The organism is Cupriavidus numazuensis (genome assembly GCF_905397435.1).
GTDB lineage: Bacteria > Pseudomonadota > Gammaproteobacteria > Burkholderiales > Burkholderiaceae > Cupriavidus > Cupriavidus numazuensis.
Window position 1 is genome coordinate 1 of the sequence record NZ_CAJPVI010000072.1, and the last position, 15,964, is coordinate 15,964.

A 15,964-nucleotide genomic window follows, 5' to 3' on the forward strand; every position below is an offset into this window, starting at 1 on the left:
GCCGCGCCGGCCGCACGATGCCGCGCCGGGTGCGCCGCAGGGGCTGGCGCGCGAGCCATGCCGCGCCATGGGCCGTGGTCCCGCTGCCCACCTGCGCAAACGTGCCGAGCTGCCGCACGCACAGGCGTACCGCCCGGCACAGCGCGCGATGGCCGCCGAACAGGCGCAGGCTGGCCGTGACATCGAGCATCAGCGTGGCCGCTTCGGGATCTTCATCGAGCGCCACCAGCGGCGTGAAACGGAGCAATGCCAGCGCCGCCGCATGCAGCAGTTCGCCTTCGGCGACCGGATCGCGTTCCAGCTGCACCACCTCGGCCGACAGCGCCTGCACGCCGCCGCGCCGCATGCCGAAGCACACGCCGAGCGCCATGGCCGGCGTATTGGCCAGGATCACACGCTCGCGCTCCATCACCGCCACCGGCACCGCATGGTGCAGCGTGCCGATGGCAGAAGATGCCGGGGAGGAAGTTGCCGGAACCAGTTCAGGCCAGTTCGGCTGCAGCGCGTCCAGCGACAGGCGCGGCAGATGCACCGCGATCCAGTACGACATGGGCGGAACCTCCCGCAACAACAGGTACAGGTGAAACAGCCGGCGCAGGTGCGGCATGGCCGCCGCTGCGCCTGGCGGCCTCCATGCCCTCCAGCCGCAGCAGCAGCGGCGTCTCGCGCACCGGCCCGCGCCGCTTGTGGAAGACGATGGACAGTTCATTGCCCGGCAACGGCGACAGCAGCAACCGCAGCACCGCCGGCGACGACTCGCGCAGCGCCGCGGCCGGGCGCATGGCCCACACGGCGGCGTCGCCGGCCTGCGCCAGCACCTGCAGGCGGCGTACCGCCTCGGGCCGCGCGGCCGGCAGCCACACCAGCACCGCGCCGAACGCCTGGCTGCGCAGCATCTGCTCGGCCGCCCACAGCACATCGGCCTGCTGCGCGTTCTTGCCGGCACCGGCGGCCGCGCGCACCCAGTAAAGCTGCCGCGCCGGCAAACCCGCTGCGGCCAGCCCCATCGCATTGGGCAGGTAAGGCGGCCCCACCAGCCCGATACGCCGCCCCGCCGCCGCCAGCGCGCGCAACGCCGGCAGCAGCAGACGCAATTCGCCCGCCCCGCCCTGCGTGGTCAGCAGTTCCGTCACCCCGCCAACGGGCCAGCCACCACTGGGCAGTTCGGCCGCCAGTTCGGCATAGCCGGCCGGCCACACTGGCTGGCTGCCCGCACGGCCAAGCTGGCCGGCGCGCCACAGGCCGGGGTAGCGATGTTCGAGCGCAGCCACAGCCTCCTCCCGGGTTGGCGGAGGCGGCTGGGCAGGCGAAGCGAAAGCGAGGGCCTCCGCGGCGGAGGCTGCGGGTGCGGTCATGTGAGGTTTGAGGCTCGCCGGAGGGGGCGAATGAGGTTTTTACGATAACTGTATATTTATACAGTATTCGCAGTTGTGCAAGGGGGTAAATGGAATGTGATCAAGCCGCAGTGCCGCTCGTACCAGATTCGCCTGTCCCGGCACAAGCGGTTATCGCGAAGCGTCCCCGGCTTACTTCGCATGCGAATCATATATATACTTCGCACACGAACCAACTTGATGCCGTTCCCTGGCATCGCACATTCCCCCGGAGAACCACCATGCCCCCAGAAATCCGCACTGAACTCGACCACGGCATCCAGACGATTACGCTGTCCCGCCCGGACAAGAAGAACGCCCTCACGAACGAGATGTACGGCACGCTCGCCGATACGATCGAGCGCGCACAGCAGGACCGCAATATCCGCGTATTGCTGCTGCAGGGTGATGGGGATAGCTTCACGGCGGGCAATGACCTCGGTGAATTCGCGGCGATTGCGTCGGGCAAGGGCCCGAGCGAACGTCATGTCCACCGCTTTCTGCGCGCCCTGGCCAATTCGACCGTGCCGGTCGTGGCCGCGGTTCACGGCAATGCCGTCGGCGTTGGCACCACCATGCTGCTCCATTGCGATTACGTCGTGCTGGGCGAGGATGCCCAGCTGATCACGCCGTTCGTCAACCTCGCGCTGGTTCCCGAAGCGGCTTCGAGCTACCTGCTGCCGCTGCGCATCGGCCACGCACGGGCGTTCCAGATGTTCGCGCTGGGCGAGCCGCTTGACGCGAACACCGCGGTAGCATGGGGCATTGCCAACAAGGTCAGCGCCAACGGCCAACTGCGTGCAGACGCACGGCGGATGGCCGAGAAGCTTGCCAGCAAACCCGCCGGCTCACTGAGTGCCATGAAGACACTCATGCGCGACGCGGAGAAGCTGCTCGCGCAGATGAGCAGCGAAAGCGCCCAGTTCGAAGCACGGCTGGCAAGCGCTGAAGCCCGCGAGGCATTCTCCGCGTTCGCCGAGAAGCGCAAGCCGGACTTCCTCAAGATCGCCCAGCAATAAGTCCGGGTGACCTGACTAGACCTCGCCCTCGTCAGCAGCGGGGAACTTCGTCTGCAGGCTGGTGAGCCACCGCGCCACCACGTCGAGCTCGGCTTCACTGAAACCTTCGGTCAGCCGGGCATTCAGATCCTTCAGTCCGGCCTTCGAACGCCGGCGCGCCGCGCGACCTGCATCGGTGAGCCACAGGCGCCATATGCGCCGGTCGGACTCGTCCGCCCGGCGCTCGACAAGGCCGGCCTTCTCCGTCCGATCGGCAAGGCCGCTCATGCCCGGGGCGCCCAGATCCAGCGCCGCGGCGGCCTCGCTCATCAGTGCGCCATCGTTCTCGCCCAGGAAGAACAGCAGCCCTGACTGGGCTGCCGTCGCACCGCCGAGGGCCGTGCGCGCTTGCGACCACCGCTGCAAGCGGCGCTGGCCGACATTCAAGAGATAGACGAGGCGATGTTCCATGTCGGGGATCTGTGCAGGGCTGTCATTTCATTCGCACGCGAATGTTATCACGGGCCCCTGTGCCGGGATTCCGGCCACTGTTGTATCCTCCCGGCACTGCTTCCCGAAATGGCATGTCCGATTCCAACGCCCTTCCTCCATCCGAACCCACCGGCAAGCCACGCCGCATCACCATCCACGACGTGGCGCGTGCCGCCGGTGTATCGCTGACCACCGTATCGCATGCCCTGAATGATCGTGGCGTGGTGGATCCTGCCACGCGGGCGCGCGTGAAGCGCATTGCGGCGGAACTCGGCTACCGGCCCAGCGTGCGCGCGCAGCGCCTGCAGTCCGGCCGCGCGAACTGCATTGCGCTGCTGTCGTCGATGCCGTTTGCGGTGGCAGGCGGCACGTCGCGGCTCGGGTTCATGATGGAAGTCGCGGCCATTGCCGCGGAAGCCGCCATGGCGCGCGGGCTCGGCGTCGTGCTGGTGCCGCCGCTGGAAGGGGCCGGTGGCTTGCTGGAAACGCTCGACATCGATGGCGCGATCGTGATCGAGCCACTGGCTGGCGACCCGCATATCGCGCGCCTGCGCGAGCGGGGCGTCAGCATCGTATCGGTCGGCCGCGAGCCGCTTACCGACAGCCCCGTGCCGTATGTGGACCTGCAGTCGGCAGACACCGCGCGCTTGCTGCTGGAGCACTTGCATGCGCACCGCCGCACGCAGATTGGCCTGATGATCGGCGATGGGGCGCGCCAGTCATACGTGGAAACCGAGCGCGTCTACCGCGAATTCACGCAGGCGAACGGGCTGCCCTGCACACTGGTCAAGGCGCCCGAGGCGCAAGGCGAAGCCGCCGGTGCCGAGGCCTGCGCGCAGTTGCTGGCACAGATGCCCGGCCTCGATGCACTGTGCGCGCCCGTGGATGCTTTCGCCGTGGGAGCGATGGAGCATCTGCACAAGTTGGGCAAGCGCGTGCCGGACGATGTGCAGGTCGTGACGCGCTACGACGGCATCCGCGCGCGTACCGCGCACCCGCCGCTCACCGCCGTCAACCTGCACCTCGAGCGCGTCGCCGCGCTCGCCGTGGATCTGCTGTTTGCGCACCTGTCCGGCGATCGCAGCCGGCAAACCGTGGCGGGCCCGGCGCCGGAGCTCATCGTGCGCGCATCGTCAGCTTAACCACGCAGCAGCACGACCGCGCCCGATACCAGCGCGAACGCCAGCACGCCCACGCGCAGCATGCGCTGGTTGATGCGCCGATGGACGAAGTGGCTCACCACCATGCCAGCCACCAGCACCGGCAACAGACCCATCGCATAGACGACCTGCGTCATGCCCAGCCGGTCGCTCGCTGCCAGCACCACGAGCGAGATGACCTCCCCCACCAGGAAGCACAGCGCCACCGTGGCACGCAGCGTGGCCACGGGCGCATGCTGGTAGGCCAGCGCCAGCGGCGGACCGCCGACACCTGTGGCCGTTTCCGTCACGCCAGTGATCAGCCCGGTCGACGCGAATGTGAGCCGCCCCGGTGTGAAAGCCGGCGCCAGCAGCGACACAAGCGCCGCGGCAATGGTGCTTCCGCCTACGATCATGTTGAGCCACGCCATCGGCATCGCCACCAGCACCCAGAGGCCGCCGAACGTGCCCGCCACGCGTCCCGCGCTGATCCATCCGGCACCGTGCATGTCGATCGCATGGCGCTCGCGCCACGCTACATAGGCATTGAGCGGCAGCATGGCCAGCAGCAGTGCGCCGGGCAGCATGGCCGGCGCCGCAAGCGCCAGCACCGGCACGACGATCAGCGCAAAGCCCATGCCGGTCGCGCCCTGGATCAGCGCACCGGTGAACACCGCGGCGCAGACACTGAAAACCGTCAGATCCATCGTCATGCCCCAGGCGTGCCGGAGGGCGACACCGTTTGCGCGTGCCGCGCGCGATGCGCATCCGCGTAATCGTGCAGCTTTCGGATCGGCGCGCCGGCAATCGTGTCGGCGGCCATGGCATGGATATCACGCATCAGCGCACGTGCATCCCAGTCCGGCGGCCACCCGTCCCACAATCGCAATTTGCCCTCGACAAACACCGCGCGGATCTGGTCGCGATTGGCAAGGCGCACGAGTTCCCACGTCACGTCCCACGAAGGCGTCAGCTCCGGCACGTCGAGATCGACCAGCAGGAAATCCGCACGCTTGCCCGCGGCGATCTCGCCGGTTACGTCGCCAAGGCCGGCCACGTCGGCAGCATCATGCGTCGCCATATCGAGCCAGCGCCAGCCAGCCCCGCACGATGAGTCGCCCACGCCGATGCCGAATGCGAAGCGCTGCGCCGCTTCCGCATAGTCGAGCAGGCGGAAGCCGTCGCTGCGCGTGCCGTCGGTACCCAGCCCCAGCCGCACGCCAAACGTGGCCATGGTTTCGGCCGGTGCCACGGCATTGCCCTTCCATGCGCTGGCCACCGGGTTGTAGGCAACCGCCGCGCCAGTGTCGGCCAGCAGGCGGATCTCATGCGGCGTGACCAGCGTGGCATGCGCCAGCAGCGCCGCGGGGCCAAGCGCGCCCACCGCAGCCAACTGTTCGATCGGCCGGCGGCCGCAGGCGTTGAGCGAACGCTCCACCGCCACCAGGTGCTCGTTGGCATGCGTCTGGAAGATTCGGCCAGCTTCGGCACACATGCGATGTACGTGATGCAGCATCGCATCGCTTGCGACTTCGGGAATCGAGATCGCAAGCGATGGCGTGACCAGTGCGTGGTGATCGTAGCGGCCAAGATGCTCGGAGGCGCGGCGCAGGATGGGAGCGGCATCGAGCGTCTCGGCACCGGGCCGGTCGTTGCAGATCAGCCCCAGCACGCACCGCACGCCGGCATCGGACACGGCCCGCGCAATGGCGTCGAGTCCCGCGTCGCTGCGCGTGCCCGCATCCACGACGGTCGTGAAGCCGCCGCGCAGCGCCTCCAGCGCCGCGAGTTTCGACGACAGGTAGAGATGTTCGGCGTTGAGACTGCCTTCCAGCGGTACCCATACGCGACGGAAGATCTCTGAAGGCTCGCCGAACACCAGCGACTTGCCGAACGACTGCGTCAGGTGGTGATGGGTGTCGATCATGCCGGGCATCAGCAGCATGCGCGGCAATGAAAGCCGCTTCAGCGATGGAAACTGCGCGGCAACTTCGTCGACTGGGCCCACCGCCGTGAAGCGTCCGCCTTCGACCACCACCGCGTGATCGCGCACGGCACCGTGGCGCAACAGCGTCCATTCGGGCTGCAGGATATGGGGTTCGGCAAGGCGTGCCGGGTCCAGGGGCGGCGTCAGATCGCCAGGCCACGCTGGCTGGAATGCGGATCGATGTGTCATTCGGATTTCCGGATACGGTTTTCAGTGCGTGACAGGCGCCACGTCGGCGACGCGCCTGGCGCCCGTGTGGAAGAACAGGAAGTTGAGCAAGGCGGCAGTGAAGGCGCCCATCGCCACGCCATTGCCTAGCAGGATGCGCAGGTTGGCCGGCAGTGCGCCGTAGATGCCGGGGACGAGGATCGGCAGCAGTCCGGCCGCGAGCGCCACGGCCACCACGTACATATTGGCGTGGTCGCGCAGATCGACACGGCGCAGCACGTCAATGCCCATGGTGCCCACGATGCAGAACACCACGAGGCCCGTGCCGCCGACCACCGCCTCCGGGATCGCGCTGATCAGCGACGACACCGGCACCAGCAGGCCAAACACCACGAGAATCAGACCCGACACCGCGGTGACATAGCGCGAGCGCACGCCGGTGGCGCGCACGATGCCGATGTTCTCGCCGCTGGTAATGATCAGCGAGGTGCCAAACACGCCACCAAGCAGCGACGCCAGCGCATCACCGCGGATGGTGCGCGGCACATCGCGCTCGCCGTCGACAGGCCGGCCCACGGCATCGCTGATGGCGAGGGTCTGGCCGGTGGCCTCGACCATCGAGATCACGGCAAACACCATCAGCGGAATGGCGGCCACGACATCGAACTGCGGCCAGCCGAACGGGAACGGCGTGGGCAAGGCCAGCAACGGCGACGCCGACACCTGCCCCGCATGGAACACGCCGAGCGCCATGGCCGACAACGCGCCGCCCACCAGCCCAATCAAGATCGCCAGCCGTGCCAGCGTGCCGCCGAACCACCGCGACGCCGCCACGGTACAGGCAATGGTAACGAAGGCCAGCAACAGGTTGAGAGGATCGACCGGTGTTCCGGCTGCCGGATGTCCTGCAATGAGCCGGCCCGAAACCTGCGCCAGGTTGATCGCCACCAGCAGCAGCATGGTTCCCACCACCACCGGCGGAAAATAGCGCAGACAGCGCCGGAACACGGGCAGCGCACAGAAGTAGAACAGGCCGGTGATGATCACCGCCCCTGCCGCGGTCTGCACGCTGGTCTGCTGGGCGATCAGGATGAACAGCACGATGGGCGCGCCGCCAGGAAGCATGACGAACGGCAGCCGCGCGCCAATGCCGCGCCGGCCGAGCGACTGCAGCAGCGTGCCAAGCCCGCAGACCACGAAGGTCGCGCTCAGCAACTGCACCGACAGCGCGGACGGAAGATTCAGGGCCTTGCTCATCAGGAACACCGCCGCAATGGGCGATGCCGCCATGACCAGCACGTGCTGGAGACCGAAGACGAACAGCTGCCGCCATGGCAGGCGTTCATCCACCGGGGCGGGGGCGGGTTGGGACATGTCGTTGCTCCTCGATTGGTGGGTCAGTCGTTGCACCGGTGACCTCGCGGAGGAGGCCCTGCGTCTGTGCGCTGTTGGCGTCAATCCGCACGTTTTTTATTAACCAAAACGTTTTGGTTAATGTAATCGAAGGAGATTGGGAGCGCAACCGGGATGCTCGATGCGGCCGAGGAAGTGTCTCCAAAAGCCGCGCTCCTGCGTCGCGTGGACAAAAGCACATATGATGAAACTTTGGTTTCATTCGCCTCAATGTTTGACACCAAAGTTTCATTCACCTATATTTCTGAAACCGAAGTTTCATTCGGATCCAATCATGACCGCATCGTTGCAAGACAAGATCCTCGCCCTGAACGACCAGCTCACCGAAAGCGAGCGCCGCCTGGCTGCCGTCACCCTGGAGTGCATCGGCAACCTGGCCGCTTACTCGGCGACCGAGCTCGCGCAGAAAGCTGGCGTTTCCAAGGCGACGGCCGGCCGCTTCTTCCGCCGGCTCGGCTATGAGAACTTCAATGAGGTCCGGGCGCTGGTGCGCGACGAAGCAGACCGCGGCTCGCCGCTGTATGAACTGGCTGGCGTCCAGGCACCCACCGAGAACCAGACGCCGCTGGCGCGCCACCTCGCCAACGATTTGCAGAACCTGGCGCAGACCTTCGACCGGCTGAACCCGGCCGACGTGGAACGTGCTGTTGCTCTGTTTGCCGACACGAAGCGCGTGTTCATCGCGGGCTTCCGCAACGGCCGCGTGCTCGCGCAATACGCGTGGGCGCTGCTGACGCAACTGCGGCCGGGCGTGACACTGGTGCCGGGCGCCGGCCTGAACCTGGCCGAAGACCTGGCCGACCTCGGCGCTGGCGACGTGCTGCTGGTCATGGACTTCCGCCGCCGCGTGACGCTGCTATGGCCGATGGTCGCCCATGCCAATCGCGTCGGCGCCAAGGTCGTGATCCTGACCGATCCGAGCGCGACGGACCTGCCCGCGCGCTCCGACGTGGTGCTTCGCTGCGTCAACCACGGCGCGGCGGTGTTCGACTCCTATGTCGCCGCCGTCAGCCTGATCAACCACCTTTGCACGAACCTAGCGCTGGTCCTTGGCGACACGGCGCGCGAGCGGCTCGAAGAAATCGAGTCGTTACACGACCACTACGGCGACCTTCATCGCTAGTGAACGAAACCTGATCAAGGAGACTGTCTTGAACCACCCGCTCCCCAACCTGAAGCTGCAGTGCGCGCTGAACCCGGCGGCCACGCCCGGCGCGCCATACGGGACCCGCCAGCAAGCCGTACTCGGCGGCGAAGCCTTTGCCCGCGCAGCCACGCAGATCCGCCGCTGGCCCGGCTATACGCCGACGCCGCTGGTCGCGCTCGACGGCCTGGCACGCGCCGCCGGCGTTGCCAGCATCCTCTACAAGGACGAAGGCGGCCGCTTCGGGCTGGGCAGCTTCAAGGCACTCGGGGGCGCCTACGCGGTCAGCCGCCTGCTGTTGCGCGAGATCGAAAGCCGGCTCGGCGTCAGCAACGTATCGGTCGATGACCTGCTCGCGGGCTGCTACGCCGACGTGGTGCGCGACATCACCGTGACGTGCGCGACCGACGGCAACCACGGCCGCTCGGTCGCCTGGGGCGCGCAGCGCTTTGGCTGCCAGTGCGTGATCTATATCCACGCCACGGTCAGCGAGGGCCGCAGGACGGCCATCGAACAATACGGCGCGCAGGTGGTCCGCACCGCCGGCAACTACGACGATTCAGTGCGTCAGGCGGCGGAAGACGCGGCACGGCTCGGCCGCTTCGTGGTGTCCGACACTTCCTACGAAGGCTATATGGAAGTGCCGAAGGACGTCATGCAAGGCTACGCGGTGATGGCCGATGAGGCGCTTCAGCAGATGCCGCAGGGCGAGCTTCCGACCCACGTGTTCCTGCAAGGCGGCGTAGGCGGCCTTGCCGCAGCGGTGTCGGCGCACTTCTGGGAAATGCTCGGCCACGCGCGTCCGCGCTTCATCGTGGTGGAGCCGGACAAGGCGGCCTGCCTGTACGAGAGCGCACGTGCCGGCAAGCCGGTGGCAGTCCATGGCGACCTCGACACTGTCATGGCCGGGCTGGCGTGCGGCGAAGTCTCGCTGCTTGCATGGGAGATCCTGCATCCCGGCGCCCACGCGTTCCTGACCATCGACGACGAATCGGCGCTCGACTGCGTGCGCCTGCTCGCCGACAGTCCCTATGGTGATGCGCCAGTCGTCGCCGGCGAATCCGCTGTGGCAGGACTGGCCGGCAGTCTCGGCGCGCTGGCCGACCCTGCAGTGCGCGACGCGCTCGGCCTGAATGCCGACAGCCGCATCCTGGTGTTCGGCAGCGAAGGCGCGACCGACGTGGCCCTCTACGAGCGCATCGTCGGCCGCCTGCCTGAAGACGTGAGGAAAGCGGCGTGAAGCCCGATCACACCCTCCAGCGACCCGCACGGATCGACCTGCCGCGCCTGCTGCGCCGGATCGCCGCGCTCGCCGAAGTCGGCGCCATCGACGGCGGCGGCGTCTGCCGGCTCGCGCTGACTGACGAAGACCGCATGGGGCGCGATCTCGTGGTGTCGTGGATGCGCGAACTCGGCCTGTCGGTCAGCATTGACGGCATCGGCAACGTGGTCGGCGTGCGCGCCGGGCAGGAAGACCTGCCGCCCGTCATGACTGGCTCGCACATCGACACCGTGCGTACCGGCGGGCGCTATGACGGCAACCTCGGCGTGCTCGCCGGCCTCGAAGTCATGGCCGCACTCGACGACGCCGGCATCGCCACGCGCCGCCCGCTCGCGGTGGCCTTCTTCACCAACGAAGAAGGCGCACGCTTCGCACCCGACATGATGGGCAGCCTCGTATTCCAGGGCGATCTGCCGCTGCAACAGGCACTCGACACACGCGGCATCGACGGCACCACGGTTGGCGAGAACCTCGCCCGCATTGGCTATGACGGACCTGCGCCGGCTGGCCAAAACCGTGTGCATGCATTTGTCGAGTTGCATGTGGAGCAAGGCCCGGTGCTGGAGCACGAAGACGTCACCATTGGCGCCGTCACCGGCGTGCAAGGCATTCACTGGACTGAATTCACCGTTGAGGGCACGTCGAACCACGCGGGCACGACGCCGATGCGGCTGCGCCACGACGCGGGCATCGTCGCCGCGCGCATCGCCTGCTTCGTGCGCGACCTGACGCGCGAACTCGGCGGCGCGCCGCTTGCGACCGTGGGCCAGGTCCAGTTTTTTCCGAATCTCGTCAATGTGATTCCCAACCGCGCGGTGTTCACGGTCGACCTGCGCAACACCGAAGGCCCTGTTCTGGCCGACGCGGTGCAACGGACGCTCGCCTATGCGATGGACGTGGCGAAGGCCGAAGGGGTTCGCCTATCTCACCGCACGCTAGCCGACTTCGCGCCCGTGGCGTTCGATGAAGGCGTGGTTGCCCGCGTCGAATCCATTGCGCGCCGCCACGGCCACAGCGTGCGGCGCATGCCGAGCGGCGCCGGGCACGACGCCCAGATCCTTGCCCGCATGTGCCCCGCCGGCATGGTCTTCGTGCCGAGCGTGGCTGGCCTCTCGCACAACGTCGCCGAACTGACCCACGACCACGACATCCAGGCGGGCGCCGACGTGCTGCTCGACCTGATGCTCGAACTGGCCGCCTGACATTCACCGCATAACAGGAGACAACCCACCATGTCCCGCTTTGTCCACGTCGCCGCCGCGCAGCTCGGCCCCATCCAGCGCAGCGATTCGCGCCGCGATGTCGTCGCCCGCCTGCTGGCCCACCTGCACCACGCCCATGAGATGGGCTGCCATCTGGTGGTCTTTCCCGAACTGGCGCTGACTACCTTCTTCCCGCGCTGGTACATGGAAGATCCCGAGGAACTGAATGCGTTCTACGAGCGCGAAATGCCCGGGCCGGAAACCCGCATCCTGTTCGACACGGCAGCGCGGCTCGGCATCGGCTTCTATCTCGGCTACGCGGAACTCGCGGTCGAGCAAGGCGTCGAGCGCCGCTACAACACCGCGATCCTGGTTGGCCGCGACGGCAAGATCGTCGGCAAGTACCGCAAGGTGCATCTGCCCGGCCATGACCAGCACGAACCGTGGCGCGCCTTCCAGCACCTGGAAAAGCGCTACTTCGAGCCCGGCGACGACTTCGGCGTCTGGCAGGCCTTCGGCGGCGTGATGGGCATGGCGCTGTGCAACGACCGCCGCTGGTCCGAGACCTATCGCGTGATGGGCCTGCAAGGCGCGGAAATGATCCTGCTCGGCTACAACACACCGGTTCACAACCCGCCGGCGCCCGAGCACGACGACCTGTCGATGTTCCACAACCACCTGGTCATGCAGGCCGGCGCCTACCAGAACGGCACATGGGTAGTTGGCGTGGCGAAGGCCGGCAAGGAAGAAGGCTGCGAGATGATCGGCGGCACCAGCATCATCGCGCCGTCCGGCGAGATCGTCGCGGCATGCTCGACCAAGGGCGATGAACTGGCGATTGCCCGCTGCGACCTGGACCTGTGCCAGTCGTACAAGAGCACGACCTTCAACTTCGACCGGCACCGCCGCCCCGAGGCCTACGGCCGCATCACGAGCCAGCGCGGCGCCACGCCGCCGCAGCCCGTGGCCGCATAGCCGCACGCGCTAGTCGCCCCTCTCCAAATCTAGAAAGAAGAACACGATGCAGGCGCCTCCGGGCGCCCGCAGGGGGGCGTTTTTGTCTCACCAAATCCAAAGGAGGAACATAGTGAGCGATTCAATGCATTCCGCGCAGACCCTGCGCAATCCGGCAACGAACCCTGCGACGACGGACACGATGCAGGCGTACGACAATGCGCTCTACCGCAAGGTGGCATGGAGACTGCTGCCATTCCTGATGGCCTGCTACATCGCGGCCTTCCTAGACCGCGTCAACGTCGGCTTCGCCAAGCTCCAGATGCTGGACCAGCTCAAGTTCAGCGACACGATATACGGCCTTGGCGCCGGCATCTTCTTCATCGGCTACTTCCTGTTCGAAGTCCCGAGCAATGTGCTGATGCACCGCATCGGCGCGAAGAAGACGCTCGCGCGCATCATGATCCTCTGGGCCTGCATCTCGGCCTGCATGGCGCTGACCAAGACGCCGACGCAGTTCTACATCCTGCGCTTCCTGCTGGGCGCGGCCGAGGCCGGCTTCTATCCCGGCATCATCCTGTACCTGACGTACTGGTTCCCGTCGCACCGCCGCGGGCAGGTCATCGCAGTCTTCATGACAGCCGTGCCGTTCGCCGGCATCCTCGGCGGCCCGCTGTCGGGCTGGATCATGGAGAGCCTGCACGACCACCATGGCTTCGCCGGCTGGCAGTGGATGTTCCTGATCGAAGCGATCCCGTCGATCGTGCTGGGACTGGCCGTGCTCTGGTATCTCGACGACCGCATCACCGACGCGCGCTGGCTCGACACCGCCGAGAAGAACCGGCTCGCACACAACATTGCGGCGGAGAAGACGACCAAGGTCGACCACGTATCGCTGCTGACGCTGTTCCGTGACCGCCGCGTGATCCACATGGCGCTGATCTGCTACTGCACGGTATCGAGCCTGTCGGGCCTGGCCTTCTGGATTCCGTCTGTGATCCGTTCGACGGGCGTGGTGTCGTTGCTGGATGTGGGCCTGCTGACGGCCATCCCGAACGCCTGCGCGGTCGTGTCGATGATCCTGGTATGCCGGCACTCTGACCGCACACGAGAGCGCCGCTGGCACATGGTCATCCCGTTCCTGGTCGGCGGCGTCGGCCTGACGCTCAGCACGCTGTTCAGCCACAACCCCACGTTCGCGGTGGCGATGCTGTCCGTCGCGGCGGCTGGCTGCATGGTCTGCTCGCCACTGTTCTGGAGCCTGCCGACCGCATTCCTCGAAGGCCGCAGCGCCGCTGCCGGCATCGCCGCGATCAACTCGTTCGCCGGCCTGGCCGCCTTCGCCAGCCCCTACGCGATCGGCTGGATCAAGGACCTGACCGGATCGACCGACTGGGGCATGTACTTCCTCGCCTCCTTCACCGTGATCGGCGCGCTGCTGGTGCTGCGCGTGCCGGCAACGCTGGTCAACCGCTGATTGCTCAGGACGTAACACGATGAACGACCAGACAGACAATCTCAGCGACGTCATTGCGCTGACGCGCGAGATGGTGCGCATTCCCAGCCTCTCGGGACGCGAAGGCGACGTGGCCGCGCTGCTGGCGCGCCGCATGACCGAAGCCGGCTTCACGTCGGTAACGACAGACAGCAACGGCAGCGTGCTGGGGCTGATCGGCCCGGAGGACACCGAGGTGGCCCTGCTCTTCGACGGCCACATGGACGTAGTCCCCGTCACAGGACAGTGGCGCTTCGACCCGTTCGGCGGCACGATCCATGACGGCCGGCTGTACGGGCGCGGCACCACCGACATGAAAGGCGGCATCGCCGCGGCCATCTGCGGCGTCGCGGCCGCCGCGCGCGAACGGCCGCTGCGCCGCCGCATCGCGGTGTCCGCCAGCGTGCTCGAGGAAATCATTGAGGGACACGCGCTGGCATCGGTACTCGACCGTTGTCGGCCAGCGGCCGTGGTGATCTGCGAGCCGTCGAAGCTGCAGATCAAGCGCGGACAGAAAGGCCGGCTCGAGATCCTGCTGACGTTCCACGGCATACCCGCCCATGCGGCGACGCCCCACCTTGGCGTGAATCCGCTGCACGCCGCTGCGCGCGCGTTGACAGCGCTTGAAGGGCTGAATCTGCCGACCGACCCCATACTCGGCGCCGCATTGCTGGTGCCGACGGATATCGTCTCGGCGCCCTACCCTTCGATCTCGATGATCCCGACTTCCACCACGATCCGCTTCGATCGCCGCACGCTCGATGGCGAGACGCGCGAGGACGTGCTTGGCCAGATCGACGCCTGCCTGCGCACAGCGGGCCTGCACGATTTCACGCTGGCCGTGTCGGATGACGAGGTGCGGACTTTCACCGGCGAATCGGCCCGGCCGACGCGCTGGCTGCCCGCGTGGCAGCAGCCAGACAGCACGTCGCTAGTGCAGGCCGCCGTGCGCGCCGTCACGCAAGCCGGCCACTCCCCGCAAGTCGGCACCTGGGCGTTCTGCACGAACGGGTCCGAATCTGCGGGGCGGCGCCAGATTCCGACCATCGGACTCGGACCGGGGTGTGAAGAGGATGCCCACACTATCGATGAGTCGATCGCGCTTGAACAGCTGGATGGCGCGCGGGAGATCTATCGCAAGCTGGTGTTGGAGATGGCGTGATGCCATCCGGTCAGGCGCCACCGTCGCGAGCCACTCCTGACGCAAGCAACCCTTGAGTGCATTCAGCACTGAAGCCCGCCTCGGCCAGCAGCTCAACCGTATGCTGGCCGGCTGCCGGCACCGGCGCCACTCCACGCCGCGCGTCACGTGCGAACCGTGGCGCCGGTACCGCTTGCAGCACACCATCCACCTGGGTGAACGTGGCGCGGGCGGCCATGTGCGGATGCCTTGCCGCTTCGCCCGGATCGTTGACCGGTGCGAAGCAGGCATCGGTGCCTTCGAACAATCGGCACCATGCATCGCGCGGCTTCGTGGCGAACACTTCGGCCAGTGCACGGCGCTGGTCGGGCCAGCACTCACGCTGCATCTGCGCCGCAAAGCGCGTATCGCCTGCAAGCCCCAGGCGTTCCATCAATTCCCCGTAGAACTGTGGCTCAAGCGCCGCGACATTGATCCAGCGGCCATCGGCACAGCGATAGCTGTGGGCCCAATGCGCGCCGTCGAGCGTGCCGCCGCCGCGCGTGTAGTCGTCCCCGCTGCGCGCCGCCACGCCGAACAGCAGGTTCATCATGTGCGCGGAGGTATCGACGATGGCAGCATCGACGACGTCGCCCTGCCCTGACTCGCGCGCACGCAGGATGCCGGCGAGCAGTCCAACCGCCAGGTACAACGCACCGCCCACGTCGCCCACGAGCGTCGGGGGCGCGACGGGCGCCTCGCCGGGCGGGCTCGCGTACCAGAGCGCGCCGGACAGCGCGGTGTAGTTGCTGTCATGTCCCGCCACCTGTGCGAGCGGGCCCGACTGTCCCCAGCCCGTCATGCGGCCATAGACCAGCGACGGCCGGCGGCCGAGGCAGACCTCGGGGCCCAGACCGAGCCGCTCCATCACGCCGGGCCGCATGCCTTCGATCAGCGCGTCCGCACCATCAAGCAAACGCAGTACGACTTCAGCCGAGCCGGGCTGCTTGAGATCGAGCACGATCGACCGCTTGCCGCGATGCACGACCTCGGCTGGCCTTGCACCGCCCGCCGATGGGCCGGGTCGTTCGATCACGATCACATCGGCCCCAAGGTCGGCCAGCAGCATGCCGCAGAACGGACCGGGACCGATGCCCGCGATTTCCACCACGCGCACGCCTTGCAGGATGGACATCC

15 protein-coding genes are annotated in these 15,964 nt (G+C 67.2%); 8 read left to right on the forward strand and 7 right to left on the reverse strand.

Features of this window, described 5'->3' with window-relative positions; genetic code table 11:
* The coding region (locus KHO41_RS35970) for a Y-family DNA polymerase (RefSeq protein WP_455363901.1) at nucleotides 1–550 on the reverse strand (550 nt) is incomplete at its 3' end.
* A complete protein-coding gene (gene imuA, locus KHO41_RS35975) occupies nucleotides 483–1,355 on the reverse strand; it encodes a translesion DNA synthesis-associated protein ImuA (RefSeq protein ID WP_211957996.1) in 873 nt (290 codons plus the stop codon). The genes KHO41_RS35970 and imuA, both read right to left, overlap by 68 nt.
* Before the next feature lie 260 nt (nucleotides 1,356–1,615).
* On the opposite strand from imuA, the gene KHO41_RS35980 reads away from it, so the two are divergent.
* Complete coding sequence (locus KHO41_RS35980) at nucleotides 1,616–2,392, forward strand: enoyl-CoA hydratase (RefSeq protein ID WP_211957997.1); 777 nt, start codon at nucleotides 1,616–1,618, stop codon at nucleotides 2,390–2,392.
* Nucleotides 2,393–2,407: 15 nt separating this feature from the next.
* Here KHO41_RS35980 and KHO41_RS35985 read toward each other — a convergent pair whose 3' ends face one another.
* Nucleotides 2,408–2,842 (reverse strand): MarR family winged helix-turn-helix transcriptional regulator, encoded by a 435-nt coding sequence (locus KHO41_RS35985; RefSeq protein WP_211957998.1) that lies wholly within the window; start codon nucleotides 2,840–2,842, stop codon nucleotides 2,408–2,410.
* Between the two features lie 113 nt (nucleotides 2,843–2,955).
* On the opposite strand from KHO41_RS35985, the gene KHO41_RS35990 reads away from it, so the two are divergent.
* On the forward strand, nucleotides 2,956–4,005 hold the full coding sequence (locus tag KHO41_RS35990) for a LacI family DNA-binding transcriptional regulator (protein WP_211957999.1): 1,050 nt from the start codon (nucleotides 2,956–2,958) through the stop codon (nucleotides 4,003–4,005).
* Here KHO41_RS35990 and KHO41_RS35995 read toward each other — a convergent pair.
* Genes KHO41_RS35995 through KHO41_RS36005 form a run of 3 tightly spaced genes read right to left on the reverse strand, consistent with a single transcriptional unit; the run spans nucleotide 4,002 to nucleotide 7,531 of the window.
* Nucleotides 4,002–4,709 (reverse strand): sulfite exporter TauE/SafE family protein, encoded by a 708-nt coding sequence (locus KHO41_RS35995; protein WP_211958000.1) that lies wholly within the window; start codon nucleotides 4,707–4,709, stop codon nucleotides 4,002–4,004. The genes KHO41_RS35990 and KHO41_RS35995 overlap by 4 nt on opposite strands.
* A 2-nt stretch (nucleotides 4,710–4,711) precedes the next feature.
* A complete protein-coding gene (locus KHO41_RS36000) occupies nucleotides 4,712–6,178 on the reverse strand; it encodes an amidohydrolase family protein (protein ID WP_211958001.1) in 1,467 nt (488 codons plus the stop codon).
* A 21-nt stretch (nucleotides 6,179–6,199) separates the two neighbouring features.
* The gene (locus tag KHO41_RS36005) at nucleotides 6,200–7,531 is read right to left on the reverse strand and encodes a uracil-xanthine permease family protein (RefSeq protein ID WP_211958002.1); all 1,332 of its coding nucleotides are present in this window, start codon (nucleotides 7,529–7,531) and stop codon (nucleotides 6,200–6,202) included.
* 313 nt (nucleotides 7,532–7,844) lie between these two features.
* Between KHO41_RS36005 and KHO41_RS36010 the strand changes: the two genes are divergently transcribed.
* From KHO41_RS36010 to KHO41_RS36035, 6 genes are all read left to right on the forward strand, one after another.
* On the forward strand, nucleotides 7,845–8,693 hold the full coding sequence (locus KHO41_RS36010) for a MurR/RpiR family transcriptional regulator (protein ID WP_041680234.1): 849 nt from the start codon (nucleotides 7,845–7,847) through the stop codon (nucleotides 8,691–8,693).
* Nucleotides 8,694–8,721: 28 nt separating this feature from the next.
* Entirely contained in the window at nucleotides 8,722–9,954 is a 1,233-nt protein-coding gene (locus tag KHO41_RS36015; protein ID WP_211958003.1) for a diaminopropionate ammonia-lyase, read from the forward strand.
* Nucleotides 9,951–11,198, forward strand: a complete 1,248-nt coding sequence (locus KHO41_RS36020) for a M20 family metallo-hydrolase (RefSeq protein WP_211958004.1) — start codon at nucleotides 9,951–9,953, stop codon at nucleotides 11,196–11,198. The genes KHO41_RS36015 and KHO41_RS36020 overlap by 4 nt, the downstream gene beginning before the upstream one ends.
* Nucleotides 11,199–11,228: 30 nt before the next feature.
* Nucleotides 11,229–12,173 (forward strand): N-carbamoyl-D-amino-acid hydrolase, encoded by a 945-nt coding sequence (locus KHO41_RS36025; RefSeq protein WP_211958005.1) that lies wholly within the window; start codon nucleotides 11,229–11,231, stop codon nucleotides 12,171–12,173.
* 181 nt (nucleotides 12,174–12,354) lie between these two features.
* Nucleotides 12,355–13,629 carry an MFS transporter gene (locus tag KHO41_RS36030; protein ID WP_244874192.1) on the forward strand — a complete coding sequence of 425 codons (1,275 nt, stop codon included), beginning with the start codon at nucleotides 12,355–12,357 and terminating at the stop codon, nucleotides 13,627–13,629.
* Between the two features lie 19 nt (nucleotides 13,630–13,648).
* On the forward strand, nucleotides 13,649–14,809 hold the full coding sequence (locus tag KHO41_RS36035) for a YgeY family selenium metabolism-linked hydrolase (protein WP_211958006.1): 1,161 nt from the start codon (nucleotides 13,649–13,651) through the stop codon (nucleotides 14,807–14,809).
* A 10-nt stretch (nucleotides 14,810–14,819) separates the two neighbouring features.
* Here KHO41_RS36035 and KHO41_RS36040 read toward each other — a convergent pair whose 3' ends face one another.
* Nucleotides 14,820–15,962 carry a CaiB/BaiF CoA transferase family protein gene (locus KHO41_RS36040; protein WP_211958007.1) on the reverse strand — a complete coding sequence of 381 codons (1,143 nt, stop codon included), beginning with the start codon at nucleotides 15,960–15,962 and terminating at the stop codon, nucleotides 14,820–14,822.
* Between the last annotated feature and the right edge of the window lie 2 nt (nucleotides 15,963–15,964).

Coding starts and splice junctions, on each gene's coding strand:
- KHO41_RS36005 (WP_211958002.1), bottom strand. CDS start 7,531: ATGTCCCAACCCGCCCCCGCCCCGGTGGATGAACGCCTGCCATGGCGG.
- KHO41_RS35995 (WP_211958000.1), bottom strand. CDS start 4,709: ATGGATCTGACGGTTTTCAGTGTCTGCGCCGCGGTGTTCACCGGTGCG.
- KHO41_RS36025 (WP_211958005.1), top strand. CDS start 11,229: ATGTCCCGCTTTGTCCACGTCGCCGCCGCGCAGCTCGGCCCCATCCAG.
- KHO41_RS35980 (WP_211957997.1), top strand. CDS start 1,616: ATGCCCCCAGAAATCCGCACTGAACTCGACCACGGCATCCAGACGATT.
- KHO41_RS36000 (WP_211958001.1), bottom strand. CDS start 6,178: ATGACACATCGATCCGCATTCCAGCCAGCGTGGCCTGGCGATCTGACG.
- imuA (WP_211957996.1), bottom strand. CDS start 1,355: ATGACCGCACCCGCAGCCTCCGCCGCGGAGGCCCTCGCTTTCGCTTCG.
- KHO41_RS35990 (WP_211957999.1), top strand. CDS start 2,956: ATGTCCGATTCCAACGCCCTTCCTCCATCCGAACCCACCGGCAAGCCA.
- KHO41_RS36010 (WP_041680234.1), top strand. CDS start 7,845: ATGACCGCATCGTTGCAAGACAAGATCCTCGCCCTGAACGACCAGCTC.
- KHO41_RS36035 (WP_211958006.1), top strand. CDS start 13,649: ATGAACGACCAGACAGACAATCTCAGCGACGTCATTGCGCTGACGCGC.
- KHO41_RS35985 (WP_211957998.1), bottom strand. CDS start 2,842: ATGGAACATCGCCTCGTCTATCTCTTGAATGTCGGCCAGCGCCGCTTG.
- KHO41_RS36030 (WP_244874192.1), top strand. CDS start 12,355: ATGCAGGCGTACGACAATGCGCTCTACCGCAAGGTGGCATGGAGACTG.
- KHO41_RS36040 (WP_211958007.1), bottom strand. CDS start 15,962: ATGTCCATCCTGCAAGGCGTGCGCGTGGTGGAAATCGCGGGCATCGGT.